Source organism: Bacillus sp. TH22 (assembly GCF_016651015.1).
GTDB classification, from domain to species: domain Bacteria; phylum Bacillota; class Bacilli; order Bacillales; family Bacillaceae_G; genus Bacillus_A; species Bacillus_A mycoides.
This window is the reverse complement of sequence record NZ_JAEKER010000001.1, coordinates 5342017-5361100: the sequence shown is the minus strand read 5'-3', so window position 1 is coordinate 5361100 and position 19084 is coordinate 5342017. Positions and strand designations below refer to the sequence as shown.

Here is a 19084-nt window from a genome sequence, read left to right as displayed (position 1 = left end):
TAGAGATTTCACTTTTTAAAAAAACATTTTGTTCAATCAACTAACAGAACAAGATTAAACACTTAACTCATATTATTAATTTTTCTTGTTTCTGTGGATAAATATAAAATACTTATAGCTCCTACATATTACGAATCTTAACTTTTTTGTTTAAAAGCGATGTTTTTTTGCCATCGGTTCTATATATGTATTTAATATCCACATTAATACTTTCCATACCCTTTGTTGGCTAGGTGGTAAATGAGCGTTATATACATAACTGTATTCGATCTGCTGTATTGCACCACGATTTCTTTTGAACTCTCCAGCCCCAGCACTACAATGACAAATTAAATCTTTTTCGATAGAATCCATTGTAATAAGGAGGGAAAGTATACGGTATAAACCTTGTTGCTGGTCAGAGTTTGTATTATAGCCAAGGATCGGCGTTGTCATAACTCCATCCCTAATAAAATAAGCAATAACACCATCAATTGTATCCCCTTTTTTTATGGCCTTTATCTCAAATAAACGATGCTGAAGAGCATTCCATAAATAAGCGGGTGTAAACATTGGGTTATGGGCGGAATATTTTTCAATATATAGTTGGTTGTATAGCTGGGAAATTTGTAAAATATCCTCCTTTGTTAATTCTTCATTCGCAATGATTTCATAATTGCTTTTCTCTAATAAACTTTTATCGTTTAATAAGTCTTTTCGTTTTTTTCGATTCATTTTTTTATAGTGTTTCGGATCAAATAAGTATATAGAACGAGACATAATTTTCTTGTAACCTACTGTAGATAGTGCTTCTGTCGTTACGGGATATAATTCGTTATTTAAAGAACGAATTAAAATTGTATGCTCTGGAAATTTCTCAACAAATAGATTCGTAATTTGTTCGATTTGTCGTTCGTTGATAGAGTGATAAAGATTTGTTGAAAGCATCCAATTATTTACGACAATTACTTTATTAATATTCGTTCGTCGTAACCAACTTCCCATAAGATGAATTGGATAGGTTAATAGCTTCTCTAGCCATGGTTTTTTCAACTCCCATAGCTCTTCTAACGCATAAGATACGTAATGTGTATAAGGAGAACATACATATGAATTTTCGAACTCTGCGTTATTAAGAGTAACTGGTAAGATGAGATCATCAATTTCTAATAGAAAGAGCTGCGTGTTAACATTTTCAATAAATGCTGTAACGCCCTTTTGAAAAAGAGGCAGGAAACTATCTCGCACATATGCTCCATCTTTTTTCGATTCCCAATCAATGCTATGCAAGGAATGAACATCATGTAACTGAATCATTTATGTTCACCACGCCTTACAAGACTTTCTATTCTTTTTAATTTTTTATCATATACTTGAATATCGTAATGTGAAAAGAAAAAATGTGGTATCGCACACTTTTTAGTAGCCCACAGTGTCTGTAACTCTTTCATTACATTTGATTTACATAATTCCAGATTTTCAGGGAGTGCTTTAAGTTTAATTTCAATTTTGTCTACGCTATGCTGTATTACTTTAAATTCTTGAATGTCACTAGATGCAAACAAAATTGCTCTTCTAATGAAATCTGGAAAAATAGATATTTCTTTATTATCCAATTCACTTATTCCAATAAATATATCGTCACATCGACCATCAATTCGTTCTAATGCTAAGAAAGGTGAACCACAGCTGCACGGCATTTTTTTCTCAATTAATATGTCATTGAGACGATAGCGTATAATAGGCTGTGTTTTCCTCATGAAATCAGTAATAATGGGAACGAATATCCCTTTCTCTTGATCTAAGTATTCTTTTTCAATATGAACGAGGTCTTCATTAATGTGTAACGTCCCCTGCTTGCAGGTGGTAGCAAGAAAACCTTCTGTACATTGGTAAACTTGGTGTACTGTTTGCTTAAAAGTTGCACGAATAAAGTCTCTATCAATATCTTCAAGCACTTCTGCTACAGAGATAATTTTTTGGGGACAAATCGTAATGAGTCCTTCTTGCTGCCAGTAAGCGATTTTCCGTAACATAGACGGAGGTGCAATTAAAATAGATGGCTGTATTTCATTTAATCGCGTGATATGCTGCTGAAACGAATCTAGTAAATCAAAAAAATGAAATGAGATTCGCTCATTTTTTGTCGCTTCGTATAAATTGCTATTTGCACGTAAGAAAAAAGCAATCGTGTGTTTATGTAAAATGCTAGATGGAAGCACCTTTCCAATAATCGAGCCAGCCCACAACGTTTGTTCTTCCTCAGAAACGAGAAAAACCCCACGATTTCCACTAGTACCTGATGATAAACCAACAGTTATATTACGAATGGTTGGGGAGAAATTCCGGGTCTTTTCTGCTTCAAATGCTACATGAAACGCTTCTTCCTTTGAAATATGAACTGTATTTAATGTATCAAAATGTTCCATCATTACTTCTTTATCAATAATGGGGAGTGCAGCCAAATTCCCCTTTTGAATTTCATTTAAAAATGGCGTATATAATTGGCGATAAAAAGGAGACGCCTCTATCGTGAACAAAAGCTGTTTTTCTATTTGTTGTTTATGAAACTGTTCCAACTGTTTACGATTTGAAAATCTCGAGCCATATTTTGTTTTCAAGTATTGCTTGAGAATTCGTAGTTTATTCATAGTACACCCCTGCTTTAATTTTATCCCATGTATGTTCACAATGAGTTGGTACAATTTCAATCTCAGGTGATGTTTGTGATAAATGGTGTAACTTCTCAATATTCTTTCGATAAGATTTTGGATCGCTAGTTAAAAGATTGGCAATCTTACTAGGAAATACAAGATTTTGATAAGTTTTACTTAGCCACACTGCGTCTGCACAAAGAAAGACAATTTTATTACTCTGTAAATGAACGAATAGACCAAATTGTCCCGTTGCATGTCCTGTTAAGTCAACAGCAAATAATGAGCCATCATCAAATACATCATACCCCTCTTCAAACTTTCCATATGTAGAAGGTAAGTTAAGCGGTGGAATTTGATCAATGAATGACATTCTTTTCTCTAAATCTATCGGCAGTGTATCTTTTAGACACCCTTTTAATAGAGCACCAAATTTACTTCTCTTTTTAATATCCTCATAAGCTTTTGCGAAGGTTAGTATTTTCGCTTTTGGAAAGTCAGGTAAACCAGCTGTATGATCGCCATGGAAATGAGAAAGAATAATATATTTAATTTCTTCTGGCTGAATACCATCAAGAAGAAGTTGCTGTTTAATAGATTGCTCTTCCGTGAAATGAACAGGCGTAAGTTTTGCATATACAGAGTAAGGAAATTTTTTTGTCGCCTCTTTAAAATGTCCCGCATATCCAGTATCAAATAAAATATATCCTAATACTGGATGCTGGAGTAACCCTACTGTAGCAGGAAAGCATATTTGTTTCCAACTGCCCTTGGAGTATGCAATTTTTTCTGGATGTGTGCAATATCCTGTATCATATAGCTTTAAAGATTTGATTTTCATTGTATTTTCCACCAGTCTACAAATTTTGTAATTCCTTCTTCTATACTGATCTTTGGAGCATATCCTAGTTCTTCTTTAGCTTTATCAATATTTAATGTCTGGCTTTTTGAAAGGACACTAACAGTATATTTTGTGAGAATAGGTTCTTTTCCGAATAAAATAGTTTTTGAGATTCCTTCTAGTATAGCAGCTAGTGAAAAAGCGGTTTTGTAGGAAATTTTTTTATATTTTACTTCCTTATCAAGACGCTTCATTACATTTTCTATGACCTCATATAAATTTACACGCTCGTCATTTGTTATATTGTACTTTTGACCTAATGTATGTTTTGGGGAATGCATACAAAGAAGTAAAGCATCTACAACATTCTCAACATACGTAATATCAACAAGAACATTTTCAGTACCAATCCTCGGTAAAGCACCCTTTTCACATACTTTAATAAGACGCGGAAGAATAGCGTTATCTCCTGGTCCGAATAAAGCGCGCGGACGTATTGTGATAACTGGTAAACCATGCATGAAAGCTTGATCAATAGATTGTTCGGCCATGTGCTTCGTTGTTGCATAATGATTTACAAATGTATTAGGAAGTTTCGCGTTTTCTACTACATTTTGTCGCTCATCATAATAGAAATAAATACTTGGTGTTGATACGTGGATAAGGCGTTTTATACCGTACTTTTGACATCCCTCGATAATATGTTTCGTTCCTAACACATTCGCATTATAAAAATCTTCATATTTGCCCCAAGGGGAAGAAAGTGCGCCGCTATGAAAGATATAATCTTTATCTTTACAAACTTGTAGCACACGATCCCTGTCTTCAAGAGGACAATGAACAAACTCGATTCCATTTTGTTCTAATACCTTACCGATTGTTTTATTTCTTCCCGCTGCCGTTACTTCATAGCCCATATTTTTCAGTCGAAAGGCGAGTTTTTGTCCTAGAAAGCCCGTTCCACCAGTTACTAGCATTTTCATAAATCTTCACCATCCCACGATATGTCATATGTTGTTTGCTCTAAAATAGTCCGTTCATGTTTATAACTTTCACGCCATAATTTATACATGCTAAAAAACTGATAAAAAAATGGTTTCCAATCATTGTGACGATAAACGATATCTGGATAAGAGCATAGAACTTTTAACCATCGCTTACGCTTTTGTTTACTTTTTAAATAAGGAAATCCATATAGAAGCATCGCTAACCGAATTGCGCACTCAGAGTTTGGTCTTGGAATGAGTGTATTGTTTACTGTTTCATGAAAGAAAGCCGGCAATATTTCCTCATCGAATAAATGTAATCCACTTGTAGTACGTGGATTACATTCAATCGGAATCGCATCCCCATCCTCTGTAACGATAAAATCAAAAGCAATTTGTCCTGAGAAATTCAGCTCTTTTACAATATGCGTAACAAACTGATCAATTTTAGGATGATTCATATGCTTAAATGCAATGGTAGCGCCTAAGCCTGCCGTGAATTCCGTTTTATACGTAGAGTGAGCTAACACTTTCCCAGATTGTGCAATACTGTAGGAACAGTGCTGCGTTCCTCGTATAAACTCTTGCACAATATAGTTCGACTTATCTATCATGCTTTCTTTTAGAGCATCCTCTTTTGTAATAAATTCCACTTTATCAGAAAAACGGGAGAAAATCGGCTTTTGTACAAAAGGAGTATGAGCTGGCGTTTTGTGCATCATTGAACTTATCGCTTCTTCAATATTTACTCTATATGTTGCAGGTACTTGCCACCCTAAATTCGCTACGAACTGAATAAATTCCCACTTATTATGCAGTAATGAAAGTTTTTGAAAATCATCTACTAATACATGGCAAAATGCGCTTAATTCTTCTCTATATTTAGATATATAAAACACTTCTTCACAAGTAGGAATAAGCAAATCCACATTGTGACGTTGAATAATGGATAGTAGCGCACGGATACTTTCATTTGTTTTCCACTTTGGAGAAGGAATTTCATAAAAATAATCCGTACTCTTTGAAACTTTACTTAATGGATAAGGAATACTATCTGCAATAATAACGGTATGTCCAGCGTTATGAAACAGTCTGCATAAATGCAGAGTTGCTGGTGCACGTGCCCCTGTAATTAATACTATTTTCTTAGTATTCAAGAAGGATGCCCCCGATTGAAAGTCCTGCAGAAGTACCTAATAATAGTATTTTATTTCCACGTTGCACTTTCTTTTGCTTAATCGCTTCGAAAAGAGCGACTGGAATAGATGCGGAAATCATATTACCGTAGTCTTCAAAAATGGTCATAAAGCGCTCTTCATCAACCCCTAATTTTTTACGAATGAGTCTCATAGCTGGCCCACTTGCTTGGTGAGGAACAATTAAATCAATATCGGCCAGGGAATAACCCGTATCCATAAGTAGCTTGTCGATAAACTTCAACAAATACTTAGAAGATAGTTTAAAAATGGCTCTTCCATTCATATCGAATAAGAAGTCTTCTTTTCGTTCCTCACTATACTCCCTAGGATGAATCATCGTTCCACCGCCACGAATTTCTGATAAATGCGCACCAGAGCTATATGTTTCCATATGGGAAGCAATAATAGAAGATGTATGATCACCTTTTGTTATGACAACAGCTGCCGCACCGTCACCGAATAAAATGCTGCTTTCATTTTGTCTCCAATTTAATCCAACAGAAGAAATTTCAGAAGAAATAATAACAACATTTTTGTATCTCCCGCATTCCATTGCGTAAGAAATTGTATCAAGTGCTGTTATGAAACTTAGACATGTTGAATTGATATCAAAACATGGAATACCAGAATGCTGTAGCCCGAGCTGTTCTTGAATAAGTGATGCTGTAGAAGGTATTGCCTGTTGAATCGTTCCGCTTCCGCAAATAATACAATCGATATCATCCCAAGTTAACTTAGCATCTTCTACAGCTTTTTTTGCAGCTTCCGCCCCCATATAAGAAGACGTTTCCCCATCAACAAAATATCTTGTTTTTACCCCAGCTTTTTTTAATGTCCAGCCTTCTGGCACATGTAGCATGCGATCTATTTCAAAAGATTCTACCTTTCTTTTCGGAAGATATGTGCCAATTCCTTTTATACTAATATATCTTTTCATTCTCTATCGCCTCTTAATCTTTTTATAAATTTAAAAATCCTTTACATCTAAACATTGTTGTGGATACATACAGAAAGTATTTTTATAAAATCCTGCTATCCCCTTATGTACTTCTAATCCTATTTCTCTTCAAAAAAGAGCAAGCTCTCTACTTGAGAACTTGCTCTTTTTGCATGAGAATTCTTCAAATACACAATCTAGAAAAAAACTTTTATATCAATTTAATTATATTATAACAATTATCCAAAAATATTTAATAGTATTTTTTGTAAATAAAAGTGAAAATGTGGTACAAACTTACGCGAGAGGATAGTTTATTGAGCAGCAAATATACACATATGGAACGAACATACATGTAATTTTAACATCTTCTATTTCCCCTTTTGTTTTCACAAAAGTTACTGTAATTTAAAACCTAAAGTATGTATCTCCATATCTTTTATACCTATTTACTATTCTATTGAGATTGAAGTATGATAAATCAAACCGAGGTAGTAAATTCAAATAAAAAATCTACTACTTTTGTAGAAGAAACCTTCATTAAATTCAGATGTAATCATATTTGAATAGTAAAAGAACGCTATTTTTTTAATAAGAATCGCGTTTTTTTACGCTTGATTGCAATTAATATTTTTCATTTAATAGATGTGTAGCGATATACCTATCAGTAATCTTTGTATTAACAATTATGCGTAACTTCTAGCTCATTATTAGCATAAATTGTTCCGTAAGTAGCACAAAGTAACATTCCACCACAAACCTCACTACTCACTTGAAAGTTTATGTTATCTTCAAATGTATCTATACTATTAGGTCTAATTGTATCTACAAGTTTTTTGAAATCAAGAACCGGTAAATATTTCGTTATGATTTCATAGCTTAATAAATTATCTTCATTATTATATGCATTATATTTCTGAATTTCTCTATAAATCGGACTTGGACTATACGGATCATATTGCAATTGTCCATTTTCATCTTCGAATTTTTTTATTTCTTCTTTTACTATATAATCTGGATAATCTTCACTACTTTCATCTTCATCACCAAATTCCCAAAATGGATATTCTATATCACATAAATGCGTTATAATCCACATTAGAAATTGCTCATTTATAAATCCAACATTGGTTTCTAACTCTTTGAATCTATTACCATAATATTTTTTAGCTTTTTCTACCATTTCTTCTTGAGTCATATTATCCGTCGCCCCTGTTATATCACATCCATCTAAATCTATAAAAATGCTATTGAATTTACCTAAAATGCCCAAATCAACAGTTTTACTCCAGTAGCCTTCACCATCTTTATCGATTATTATCATAATATCCTCCATTCTGCTTTGTTCGTTGCATAAGAAAAAGTGACTCTTTCTTAATAAGAATCACTTCCATTATTATATAACTTTTCCCTCATTAATCCTCAATTTCAATTCCGACTTGTTTAAATGGTTCTAATACTTTTGGGTAACACATTGAAATATATTCCACTATTTTTAGATTTTTTAAATTTTGAAATCCTTCAACAGATATTACATCAAATAAACTGTCTTCACCATCCCAATCTGGCTTTAAGATATGATAAATTTCATTTCCTCCATCAAAGCAAAGGGATTCAATCTTTTCCAAATCACTTGTTTCCAAAATTAACTCTTCTAAAAAATCTCTAATTTCAACAATTGGCCCAGCTCCTGAATACCATTCGAAATTATTCGTATACTTTTCTATTAAGTCTTTTAATTCTTTTGAAAATAATGGCTCTTTATCTAATAAAGCATCAATTACTACTAATTTAAAATTAAAATCCTGAAATATCTCACTCTTCCCCATTTTAAATTCCTCCAATGTTATAATATCCTTACCCAAATTATTATAAGTAAAACATATCCAATTGCAGCTACTTTATTTCTTTCAATATCATATTAAAAAGGGATATGCTTAATTGCATGACCACAATCGAGAAAATATACATTAAAAATATTTTCTTACTAATTATATTCTTTATATACTCACCTTCGCTTCTCTAGCATCCTGTTTCTTAATTAAGTCTAAGTAAAAATGCGAGACAGTTGTGTTGTAATAAGGGGAAATGAATATGAATGACAGATTAAATGTAAACATACCTATAAATGCTGTTAATAAAAACCAACCAATAAAAGATAGCCAAAGAACAAATAACTTGAACTTATGCCCTTTCATTATTCTTTTACTCTCCCTTAGTGCTTCACTTGCTGTATAATCCGGATTCTCTATTAAAATATAATATGCCATTGAATAAGAAAAATATTTAATAATACCTGGAACAATTAATAACAGGCTCCATAAAAATAGAAAAATAGCCTGCAACACTCCTAATTTCATTGATTTAAACAAATTGTTCTTCCTAAACCCCACAAATACATCGTCCACCTTAGCATCTTCATTTTTACCTAAGCGTAAGGTGAAAACAGAATACCCATAATTAAAGATACCTTGTATGACACTGTAAATTAAGAAACAAATCAGTCCTATAAAAAAATAACTTAGAATAAGTAAAACTAGTGCTGTTGGATCTACTTGTGGTTGCCCACCAATTGAATAAATAAAGAAAACATCCAAACCAATTACCCCAATAAACAGGCCAAGTATTAAATATATAAAACTAGCAATCGCTGATGCACTTAAAGTTGGTACAAAATAGTATAACGCCGATACCCCTATACTTACTCCCCATTTCCCATCTAACGAATTAAGTGCTGCTTTCTTTAAATTTCTTATCAAACTTGCACCCTCCTTTTTTCCATATTTTAGTAAATAAAAATTTTACAAATAAAAGAACTTGTAACAAGCCCCACTACAAGTTCTTTTAGCTTATCAAAACAAAATATACTTTCTACATAATCGGGGGTAATTTCTAAAATATGGTTTATTAAAATCATTATATAACATAATCGCGAATTTTCGTTGAACATTCTGTTTTTTCGACAAATACACCCCACATTCTTCCTTATGTTCATCTAGATGTAGTAACTCATGTAACAATATATCTATCATTATCTTTCTCAATAAATCCCATCCTCTTGTTTTCCACAAAAAAAGACACAGAGATCCCTCCCCATGCCTACTAATCCTCTACTTCTTCACCGCATGTACATAATGCACCGTCTCAAAAGCTTCTAAATAATCGTTTCGTCCTTCAAAATATAATGTATGAATATCCTTTGGTGCTAAGTGCTCATAAATGAGTAAACCCGCCTTCTCTAATAGTGCTTCCATTTCGGTATAAGAAAAACATGATTTCATCGGTTCTCCGCCTATCTCAGCCATCTTTATCATATTTTCAACTCGATTGGATAATCCTTTTTCCGTAAATAAATTTTCATCAGGATAATCGAAAACGATAGAACTTCCTGCTGGAACTATCTCGAATAAATATTCTATTAAACTGGAAAGTTCCTCTTTCGTTAAATAATACGTAACACCTAAAAGGCTAAAGAACGTCTTTTTATTTTCAAATCCTTCATTACATAACTGTTCATAGGAAAAACCTTTCGTGAAATCCATGGAAACAAAATGAAGATTATTTGGCATTTCAAGTTCTGCTTCCTTCACTCTTTTCTTCTTAAACGCTTGCGTAGAAGGATGATCCACTTCAAATATTTCTATTTCATTCTCTAACTCTCTATGTCTAAAACTAAATGTGTCTAAGCCCGCACCGAGTATAACGTATTGTTTTGCTCCTAAAGTAACTTCATGTAGTAATACTCGTTCACAATATGCCGCGCGTGCCAAAGGTGTTGGTGATAATTGAACTTGTGTAATCCATTTTAAAATTTCTTTCGGATTGTCTTGAAACTGCTGTGCAATGCCTTTATTGAAAAAATGTATTCCTTGAACCATGTTCGTTTCAATATCATTACGTTCTTTTTGTGAAATAAGATCTTTAGCTACATAATCATCAAAGATTTTAGGACTATCAAATTCACTATGATACGCCCTTCCGAAAGCTGAAACTAACGACGTTACACTTGCTTCACCTTTTTTCACGCACATACACTCTCCTTCATTTCCACAACAAAAATAGGGTCCCCCTGGCCAGGAGAACCCTATTATACACTTTATTTTTATATTGGTAAATTATAGCATAAATAAGTTTTTTTGTCAAGTTTTCACCCTGCTAACACTCCGACACTTTGTATATTCTCCGGCAGGAACATCGAAATTATATACACAATTTTCCGAATTATTTATTCATTCTTTTTTGAGCAGTATTAGTATCTTGAGATACCGGTATGTGTTCGGTAGCTCTAGATAAACCTGTTTTTGGCATATTAACATAGATTGCTTCAGAAGCACCTTTTTCTATTTGATAGGTTTCGTGAAAAACACCGACACTCCCATTATCTTTAATCTTATTATTGTAGGATTTCCAAGCATATGAATGGTTTTTTCCGTGAGCATAGTTTACTAATTCGTCGAATCCCTTCCAGTATTGAATTAAGATTACTTTTCTCCAACTAAATAAGAATTCTGTATGTAAGAAACCCCATTGTGGATTTTGATATAATTCTTTAATCATAGGTCCCATAGCATTAAAAACTGGTATCCACTTCCAAAATTTTAATAGGTTATTAATACGCATACCAATAATAAAAACAACAAATTCTTGATCCTTGCTATTGGCTATATGCCTGCCGTTAAAAATTTTAGCACCCACTTTAATCCCCCTTTTTTACTGAACATAAATAATGTGCAGCTCCCAAATAAACCATAACACTTTTCCATGAATCTTCCAATTAATTCAACATAGATTATGAAAGGCTGTATTTAACTATAAAGGGTATATATTTCCTACCCTTTTATTATTAATATTTGTTCTAAACCTCCTTTTCACCAGGAACATTTTCATAATATATTTCAATAACGATAGCATTGTCGCCCCCTTTCTAAACAGAATATTTTTTAGTTCATTTGAGTTAGGACAACATCACACTCCTTCGTATTTTTTGCAAGACTAGCTTTCAACCTTGAGGGAACACCCAAAAGCTAATCAACTACCCTACTCTATGAAATAAATAAGCGAATTTAAAAATTACATAATCATAGATTCTTATGCAAATACTTCCTCTAGGCGCCGAACATGGTATATAATAATAAAATAATCTACTTCTATATGCTCAATTTCACACAAAACAGCTCATGCATATGAAAGAAAAGAGGTACAAAAATATGAAAACAAAACAAACAATCGCTGCGTCTACACTAGCTTTAGCAATGATTGCTGGCGCAAACTCTACTCATGCGGAAGTAACTGATGCTACTCCCCAGCAAAGTACGGGAGATCGCTTAGCTGAAATTAAGCAACATAGACAAGAGTTAGATGCGAAATTACAGCAGCACAAAGAAAATGTGGATCAAACATTAAATGAACTTAACCAAGTTAAGGAAAATGTTGATACAAAGGTTAATGAACTACATGAACGTAAACAAGTTGCAGATGAAAAAATTGGCGAGATGAAACAACATAAACAAGAGTTAGATGCAAAACTTCAGCAAGACAAACAAATCGCCGAAGATAAAATCGCTGAAATTAAAGAGCATAAAAAGCAAGTAGATGAAAAAGTTGCTGAAATTAAAGAGCATAAGCAAACTGTTGATGAAAAGGTTAATGAGATTAAAGAACATAAACAAACTGTTGATGAAAAAGTGAATGAAATTAAGCAGCATAAAGAAAATATCGATGCAAAGGTTAATGAGCTTAAGGAAGTAAAAAAACAGGTAGATGACAAATTAGCTGAGTTAAAGAAAGCGAAACAAACTGCTGAGGACAAACTTGCTGAAATTAAAGAAAATAAACCGAATACAGGTAACACATTAGAAGAACTTAAGAAAATTAAAGGCAATTTAGATAGTCTTTCATCTAACTTAGAACTAGCTAAACAAGATGTGAAAAACAAATTAGCTGAGTTACAAGAAGCTAGACAAGATTTACTAAATAAAATAAACGAAATGAAACAAGCGAAACAAACTGTTTCAGACGATTTAACAAAGAAAAAACAAGACTTAGATATTAAAATAAACGATTTTAAACATACTGAGAAAAAATTGATGACAAATTAGCTGAGTTACATACAACAAAGCAAAATGTAGATAACAAAATTAATGAAGTATCACAACCAAAACAAACGACAGTGAATAATAACACTACTACTACACCTTCTACTGTTCCAGCGAAAAACGATGCTAGAGAACTTCCTAACGCTGGTAGTGAGCAATCAAGTAACGTGCCTTTAGGAATGTTATCTGTCTTAGGTGGACTTTTATTAGTAACACGAAATAAAATTAAAACGTTATTCTCAAAATAAAGCCATTATATCTATTTTAAAATAATCATACAAAGGCCAACTGCACAATATGTACGGTTGGCCTTTTTTCTTTATATTAACTGCCCATCTCTAAGCGTCAATATACGATCACATACATCAAGCATTCTTTCATCATGTGTAATCATAATTGCTGCTTTTTGACTTTCTTTCACTTCACGTTTCATCATTTCCACGACTTCACGTGCGCGTTTTGAGTCTAAGCTTGCCGTTGGTTCATCCGCTAATATTAAATCTGGGTTGTTCATGAAAGCACGAGTGATTGCTACCCTTTGTTTTTCCCCGCCCGATAGTTGATTTGGATAATGAGTTTTTCTTTCAGATAATCCAAATGCTGCTAGCAAGTGATCCGCACGCTTTTCCGATTCTTGTTTGTTGTCTTTTTTTAACTTTGCAATGTAAAGCAATTGTTCTTTTACATTTAAATATGGAACAAGATTTGCGAACTGGAAAATGAAGCCGATTTTTTTCAAACGAATGTCTGTCATTTCCTTTTCTGATAACTTCGTAATATTTTGCTCACGAATGTAAATATCCCCTTTTGACGGTGATAGTAAAGCACCTGCGATTGATAATAACGTACTTTTCCCTGATCCAGAAGGACCGACGATTCCGATAAATTCTCCAGCTTTCACATCAAGCGACATCGGATGAAGGGCTGTTACTTCCGTATTCCCTTCTCCGTACACTTTACTTACTTTGTCTAATTTTAATAATGAAGTCATTACATCCCGCCTCCAATTGCTTCTAATGCATCAACTTTTAATACTTGATATAACGAAATAAGTGTTCCTAAAATACTAATGACGATAAAGATTGCTGCATATTGTGCAATCATTGGTGTTGTTAATAAGAACGGCATACCCGCTGGTAAAATTTGTTCTAATCCTTGTACAAGAACTATACTGATTATCATCGCAACGACTGATAAGAATAACGCCTGCACGACTAAGCTATTTGCTAAATAAGAATTTTTCGTACCGATTGCTTTTAGTACACCTAATTGCTGTGTTTTTTGCAACGTAATTACGTAGAAGAATACACCGATTAGTAACGCAGCGATAACAAGTAAGAATGCAATGATCATCGTTAATGCTCCTTGCTCTTCTTTAAATCCTGGAATACTTTGCAGTACTTCTTTTTTGTCGATAACATGTGCATTTTTAATTTCTTTATCTGTATTAAGCGCAATTGCACTATAATCTTTTTGGTTTGGTTGTGAAATAGCACCCCATACGTCTTCATTTACATAAACGACTGGTGTATGGCTAAACATTTGATCTTTCGTAAATCCAACGATTGTAAATTCTTTCTTTGAAACAGGATCAATAATTGTATCCCCAATATCAATTCCTTTTTCTTTAATTGATTCATCAGCAACCATTTCGTTATTTGCTGTACCTAATTTCTCACCTTTTACAATGTTCGGTTCTAAAAATGAATCACGTTCACTTGAGAAAATAGCAACATCCACTTTTTTCGAACTATCTTTCTTTTCATACGTTGAAACTTTCACACGAAACGGAACGGCCTCTTTCTCGCCTACTTGATTTACTACGTTATCTACATCATCTTTCTTAATTTGTGAACGAAGTAATTTATTTTCCGCATCATCTGCTAAAACGAACTTATTTGCCTCCATATTTTGAATCGATGAAGCATTATCATATGATAGTCCATTTGCTAATCCTGAAATAACAAGGACTAAAAATGATAATAACACCATAATCAGTCCGATTAATCCGTATCTTAATTTTGATTGTTTTAATTCCCGCAGAGCTAAAAACATTTCGCTCGCTCCTTCCTCTTTCTTTCTATGCATTTATCATAAAAAAGAAATATGAACGGAATATGAACAGAAGATTACAGAGCAAAAAAATAAATTTTCTGAAAGTATTGAAAATAAATAGAATCCTTGATACAATTCAGTCAAATAATATTGACCGAGTAATTTAATTCAAGGAGTTGATCATGTTGAAGCCCGTATTAACACTAACTACTTATAGCCAACTAAAAGCATTAAGCGATCCACTACGTGCCGAAATGATGATACGTCTATGCGAACGTCCTTATACTGGACAATTACTATCTGAGAAATTCGGCATTTCAAGGGCGAAAATTCATTATCATTTAAAAGAATTAGAAAAGAATGGGCTTATAGAGATCGTTTATACAGAAGAAAAGAATGGGATTGTTCAAAAGTTTTATCAATCTGTCGCTAAAGGCTTCACCCCTGCCGCAGATCTATTACCTCATTTAGAAATATTAAGCGAATCCGGTCGCCAAATCTTTTTACAAATGATAGAAAGAACGAAAAGCCAAATTCTCTCTGCACCAGAAGAAGCTTTTACATTACAAAATGCAAGTGAAGATCCAGCTAAGTGGAATTACGTTTCATCCTGCTGGGAATTTGATGCAACGCCAGAACAATTTCAAGTGTGGGTAAAAAAGTTTTATGAATTAATGGCTGAATTAAACGAAATCACAAAAGGTGCAGATAAAGATCCGAATAGTAAACCTTATTATATTTCTACTACTGCACTTCAAATCGCTGAGAGAACAATGCAGCAATTTGTAAAAAAGAAGAAAAATCGTAATGCGATTTTTTTACATAAACGGTCAAATTTATTTTACTGAATAATTTTTTTATAAAGGAGTAGATAAAGTGGACGTATTAAAAAACCAGAATTTCCTCTTACTATTTTTAGGGAGAATTTTTACAAACATAGGAGATAGTTTGTATTATGTAGCAGCGATGTGGCTCGTATATGAGCTGAGTGGTGATCCTTTTTATTCTGGATTGGCTGGTTTCCTTACATTATTACCTTCTGCATTACAATTTCTTACCGGTCCATTCGTTGATAGATGGTCAATCAAAAACACCCTTGTAATCACACAAGTCCTGCAATGCATTCTTATATTAATCATTCCTATTACACACTACTTCGATCTATTAACAGTTCAGCTACTACTCATCATTATGCCCATCGTAGCCTTTATCGAACAATTCGCCTATCCCGCACAATCAAAAGCTTTACCACTTCTACTGCATAAAACACAATTATTAAAGGGAAACTCACTCTTTTCCTTTGCTTATCAAGGCATTGATTTAGTTTGTACAACTCTTTCCGGAATATTAGTAGCATTACTTGGCGCAATCACTTTATATATAATCGACTCTTTCACATTCGCAATTACTGCGATTTTGTTTCTTTCATTAAAAATGCCGACACAAACCGAAACAGGCACATCACTTTCAACAAAGCAATATTTCTCTGATTTAAAAGAAGGCTTTTCAATCGTCTTTCGTTCATTAATGGGCATCTTCTTAATCGGTTCAGTTGTCGCTAATTTTTCAATCGGTATGACGATGGCAATACTCCCTTCTTTCGCCGATTCTTTAGGGGGGGTTAAATTATACGGTTTCTTTTTAGCCGCTATATCCGCCGGTAGTTTAATTGGAGCACTATTCAGTTCATGGGTTGGTAAACATAATATTAGCCATGTCTCCATTATTAGCTTTGCGACTAGCGCTTTCTTTTGGTTTCTCTCTACGTTTGTACCGTTTCAATGGTTATCAATTTTTTTATTCGGCTTAGCTTGGATACCAATTGGTGCGACCAACATATTATTTGCGACAATTAGTCAAACTTTAATTCCAAATCAATATCTTGGACGCATCAATTCAGTCACACGAAGCATGGGTACAATCGCTATGCCGTTCGGCTCTTTAATTGGCGGATACACCGCAAATGTATTTAGTAGCCAACTCATTTTCGCGCTCGCTAGCATCGGAATTTTATTCATTTCTCTCGTATGGCTACTTCATCCGAAATTACGTTCATTGCCGAAAGCTGATGAAATTACAGCGGATACTTTTGGGCTTCGGTTTAAGGAAGAGCGCGGGAAAGGTGCGGCTTTATAGCAGGAACAAATTTAACCCCGTTCTAAATTTGAGACGGGGTTATAATTATAGTTATTTAATTTTGAATGTAAAATACCTCACTAAAAATATAACAATAGCACCAACTAAAACGTTCAATTATCGATTTGATGGCCATGATCCCTGCATTTTTCTTAATTGCATAATTTGGCCTGTATGATAAGCATCATGAAGCATGATGTCTAGTAATTTACCCTCAAGTGAACTTTGCTCAAGCTCTTTTTCGGAAATTGCACTCAATACCTTTCTTAAATTACGTTGGGCATTTTCACAACGTTCAACGACTTTCTTCCATTCCTTATCATCATTAGATTGATTGGTAAGATAAAAGGTTTCATCACCGTCGAGATTATGTATCCATTCACGGCCTTCCAAGTTTGCTGCAAGTCTCTCTTTGTAATAAATGAGATGATTAACGTTCTCCCAAATGGTTTTAGTTGCCTCTCCATATGGTTTCCAGATAGCCTGTTCGGCTGTAAGTCCTTCTATAGCATGTTTAAACGGTGCATACCAACTCTCTTTATCGAATGTGGAATCTAGTACGTTTAATAACAAGTCAATTCGTTTCAAAGTAATCGCCTCCCTAAATAGTTAAAGTTTCAATAAAATCCTTATAACTCTGTAGAGATTCTACATTTTTAAATAAACTTCCTGCTAATCTTATTCCACAAACTGACCCAATTGTGAAATAGAATGACTCGCATTTTTTCAAACAACTTTTTATCACTTTACACGTAAGTGATAATATATTGACCAATTGACAAAAATAAGAAGAGGCTGTTCTAAAAACAGCCTCTTCCTTTCCATCTATTTCGGAAGCTCCACCTGAACAGTAGTCCCTTCCCCTTTCGTGCTATATACCGAAACGTTTCCATTATGAAGTTCAACAATTTTCTGTACAATCGATAACCCTAAACCACTACCTTCTATGTTTCTTGCCCTTGCCGTATCTACTTTGTAAAAACGATCAAATATACGATCCATTTCTTCTTTTTCCATACCGATTCCGTTATCTGATATAGAAATGACAATACCGGATTCTAATTCTTCTACAACAAATTCAATCGTCCCGCCATCGTTTGAAAACTTAATGCTATTCGTAAAAATATTACTCCATACTTGATGTAGTAAGTTTTCATCACCTTTTATGACGATGTTTGGCACATCAAACTCAACAGCGATATCTTTTTCACGCCATTTCCATTCGAGCATAAAAATGACGTCTTTAATTTGCTTCTGCAGATTGAATTCTTTTATCTGTAAAACCTTCTCTTCTTTATCTAAAGAAGCAAGCGTAAGTAACTGTTTACATAAACTAGACATCCGCTTACTTTCACCCTCAATAATTTTCAAGTAACGTTTTCTTTCCTCTTCACTCATATTCTCCGATTGTAATGTTTTCGAAAAACCTTGTATCGAAGAAAGTGGAGATTGGAATTCATGAGAAACGTTAGAAACGAACTCTTGTCTCATTTGGTCTAATTCTTTAATGCTCTTTGTCATCTTTTGAAAATTAGTCGCTAGTGTACCAATTTCATCTTTTCGATTTTCATCTAATTCGATATCATATTCACCACTTGCAATCTTTTGAGTCGCTTTCGTAAATGTTCGAATAGGACGAACAATATACCCTGCTGCGATCGCTATAAAAATGATACTTAATACAACGATGAAACCAAGTAATACCGCTAGAAAAATTCTCATTTCACCAAATTGTTGCTGAATATCAGGGCGAATGAATAAAGCGTACTGTTTATCATCGTGTTTCAGCGGTACACCGACACTATTAATTAATTCATTATCGAAAAATCCTGTAATAAAGAGGCGCGTTGGATATGTGGAAACACCATTAAACGTTTCGCCATTCAATACTTTATGAACAGTATCATCACTAATTGTTATCTTACGAAACGCATTCCCAATACGCTTTCCATGATTTTCGTCATCTACAATATAAATTTCATACCCTAACTTCGCAATAGACTGTAAGTATGCCTCTTTGTTTTCTTCACTTTGCTTTTCATATAACGATTTTACTTCTTCCGCATACATTAAAATCTTTTCACTGTTATACGGTTTTAACTTCACTTGATAGTACACATTTGTTAATAAAAAACCGATAATACTGCTAAGTAGCATGATTCCAACCGTCATAAAAACAAATCTAGAGTATAATGATTTCAT

The 19084-nt window shown here is 33.7% G+C and carries 17 protein-coding genes and 1 pseudogene; 3 read left to right on the top strand and 15 right to left on the bottom strand.

Annotated elements, in window-relative coordinates; genetic code table 11:
* Positions 1-150 precede the first annotated feature (150 nt).
* The 11 genes from JFU18_RS27350 to JFU18_RS27300 form a co-directional block, all read right to left on the bottom strand.
* Positions 151-1296, bottom strand: coding sequence for a hypothetical protein (locus JFU18_RS27350; protein WP_002190120.1), 1146 nt, complete (start codon positions 1294-1296; stop codon positions 151-153).
* Entirely contained in the window at positions 1293-2630 is a 1338-nt protein-coding gene (locus tag JFU18_RS27345) for a F390 synthetase-related protein (protein ID WP_002190121.1), read from the bottom strand. Before JFU18_RS27345 ends, JFU18_RS27350 begins: the two co-directional genes overlap by 4 nt.
* A complete protein-coding gene (locus JFU18_RS27340) occupies positions 2623-3474 on the bottom strand; it encodes an MBL fold metallo-hydrolase (RefSeq protein WP_201034061.1) in 852 nt (283 codons plus the stop codon). The genes JFU18_RS27345 and JFU18_RS27340 overlap by 8 nt, the downstream gene beginning before the upstream one ends.
* Positions 3471-4457, bottom strand: a complete 987-nt coding sequence (locus tag JFU18_RS27335) for an NAD-dependent epimerase/dehydratase family protein (protein ID WP_201034062.1) — start codon at positions 4455-4457, stop codon at positions 3471-3473. The genes JFU18_RS27340 and JFU18_RS27335 overlap by 4 nt, the downstream gene beginning before the upstream one ends.
* Entirely contained in the window at positions 4454-5617 is a 1164-nt protein-coding gene (locus JFU18_RS27330; RefSeq protein ID WP_201034063.1) for an ATP-grasp domain-containing protein, read from the bottom strand. The genes JFU18_RS27335 and JFU18_RS27330 overlap by 4 nt, the downstream gene beginning before the upstream one ends.
* A complete protein-coding gene (locus tag JFU18_RS27325; RefSeq protein WP_201034064.1) occupies positions 5607-6596 on the bottom strand; it encodes a beta-ketoacyl-ACP synthase III in 990 nt (329 codons plus the stop codon). Before JFU18_RS27325 ends, JFU18_RS27330 begins: the two co-directional genes overlap by 11 nt.
* Positions 6597-7275: 679 nt before the next feature.
* Positions 7276-7920 (bottom strand): hypothetical protein, encoded by a 645-nt coding sequence (locus JFU18_RS27320; RefSeq protein WP_201034065.1) that lies wholly within the window; start codon positions 7918-7920, stop codon positions 7276-7278.
* 91 nt (positions 7921-8011) lie between these two features.
* Positions 8012-8425 (bottom strand): DUF6892 domain-containing protein, encoded by a 414-nt coding sequence (locus JFU18_RS27315; RefSeq protein WP_201050382.1) that lies wholly within the window; start codon positions 8423-8425, stop codon positions 8012-8014.
* A 171-nt stretch (positions 8426-8596) separates the two neighbouring features.
* Positions 8597-9355, bottom strand: coding sequence for a DUF975 family protein (locus tag JFU18_RS27310; RefSeq protein WP_201034066.1), 759 nt, complete (start codon positions 9353-9355; stop codon positions 8597-8599).
* Between the two features lie 351 nt (positions 9356-9706).
* Positions 9707-10627, bottom strand: coding sequence for a class I SAM-dependent methyltransferase (locus tag JFU18_RS27305; protein WP_201034067.1), 921 nt, complete (start codon positions 10625-10627; stop codon positions 9707-9709).
* A gap of 190 nt (positions 10628-10817) precedes the next feature.
* On the bottom strand, positions 10818-11291 hold the full coding sequence (locus tag JFU18_RS27300; RefSeq protein WP_002128099.1) for a DUF4188 domain-containing protein: 474 nt from the start codon (positions 11289-11291) through the stop codon (positions 10818-10820).
* Between the two features lie 482 nt (positions 11292-11773).
* On the opposite strand from JFU18_RS27300, the pseudogene JFU18_RS27295 reads away from it, so the two are divergent.
* Positions 11774-12939 (top strand): annotated as a pseudogene (locus JFU18_RS27295) (LPXTG cell wall anchor domain-containing protein).
* Between the two features lie 71 nt (positions 12940-13010).
* Here the strand turns inward: JFU18_RS27295 and JFU18_RS27290 are convergent.
* Together JFU18_RS27290 and JFU18_RS27285 are read right to left on the bottom strand one after the other, a co-directional pair.
* On the bottom strand, positions 13011-13682 hold the full coding sequence (locus tag JFU18_RS27290) for an ABC transporter ATP-binding protein (protein ID WP_012261244.1): 672 nt from the start codon (positions 13680-13682) through the stop codon (positions 13011-13013).
* Positions 13682-14746, bottom strand: a complete 1065-nt coding sequence (locus JFU18_RS27285) for an ABC transporter permease (protein WP_201034068.1) — start codon at positions 14744-14746, stop codon at positions 13682-13684. Before JFU18_RS27285 ends, JFU18_RS27290 begins: the two co-directional genes overlap by 1 nt.
* A gap of 185 nt (positions 14747-14931) precedes the next feature.
* Between JFU18_RS27285 and JFU18_RS27280 the strand changes: the two genes are divergently transcribed.
* A complete protein-coding gene (locus JFU18_RS27280; protein WP_201050381.1) occupies positions 14932-15594 on the top strand; it encodes an ArsR/SmtB family transcription factor in 663 nt (220 codons plus the stop codon).
* A gap of 28 nt (positions 15595-15622) precedes the next feature.
* Positions 15623-16882 carry an MFS transporter gene (locus tag JFU18_RS27275; protein ID WP_201031406.1) on the top strand — a complete coding sequence of 420 codons (1260 nt, stop codon included), beginning with the start codon at positions 15623-15625 and terminating at the stop codon, positions 16880-16882.
* A 117-nt stretch (positions 16883-16999) separates the two neighbouring features.
* Here the strand turns inward: JFU18_RS27275 and JFU18_RS27270 are convergent, their stop codons facing one another.
* Positions 17000-17470, bottom strand: coding sequence for a DinB family protein (locus tag JFU18_RS27270; RefSeq protein WP_201034069.1), 471 nt, complete (start codon positions 17468-17470; stop codon positions 17000-17002).
* A gap of 237 nt (positions 17471-17707) precedes the next feature.
* The gene (locus JFU18_RS27265) at positions 17708-19084 is read right to left on the bottom strand and encodes a sensor histidine kinase (RefSeq protein WP_201034070.1); all 1377 of its coding nucleotides are present in this window, start codon (positions 19082-19084) and stop codon (positions 17708-17710) included.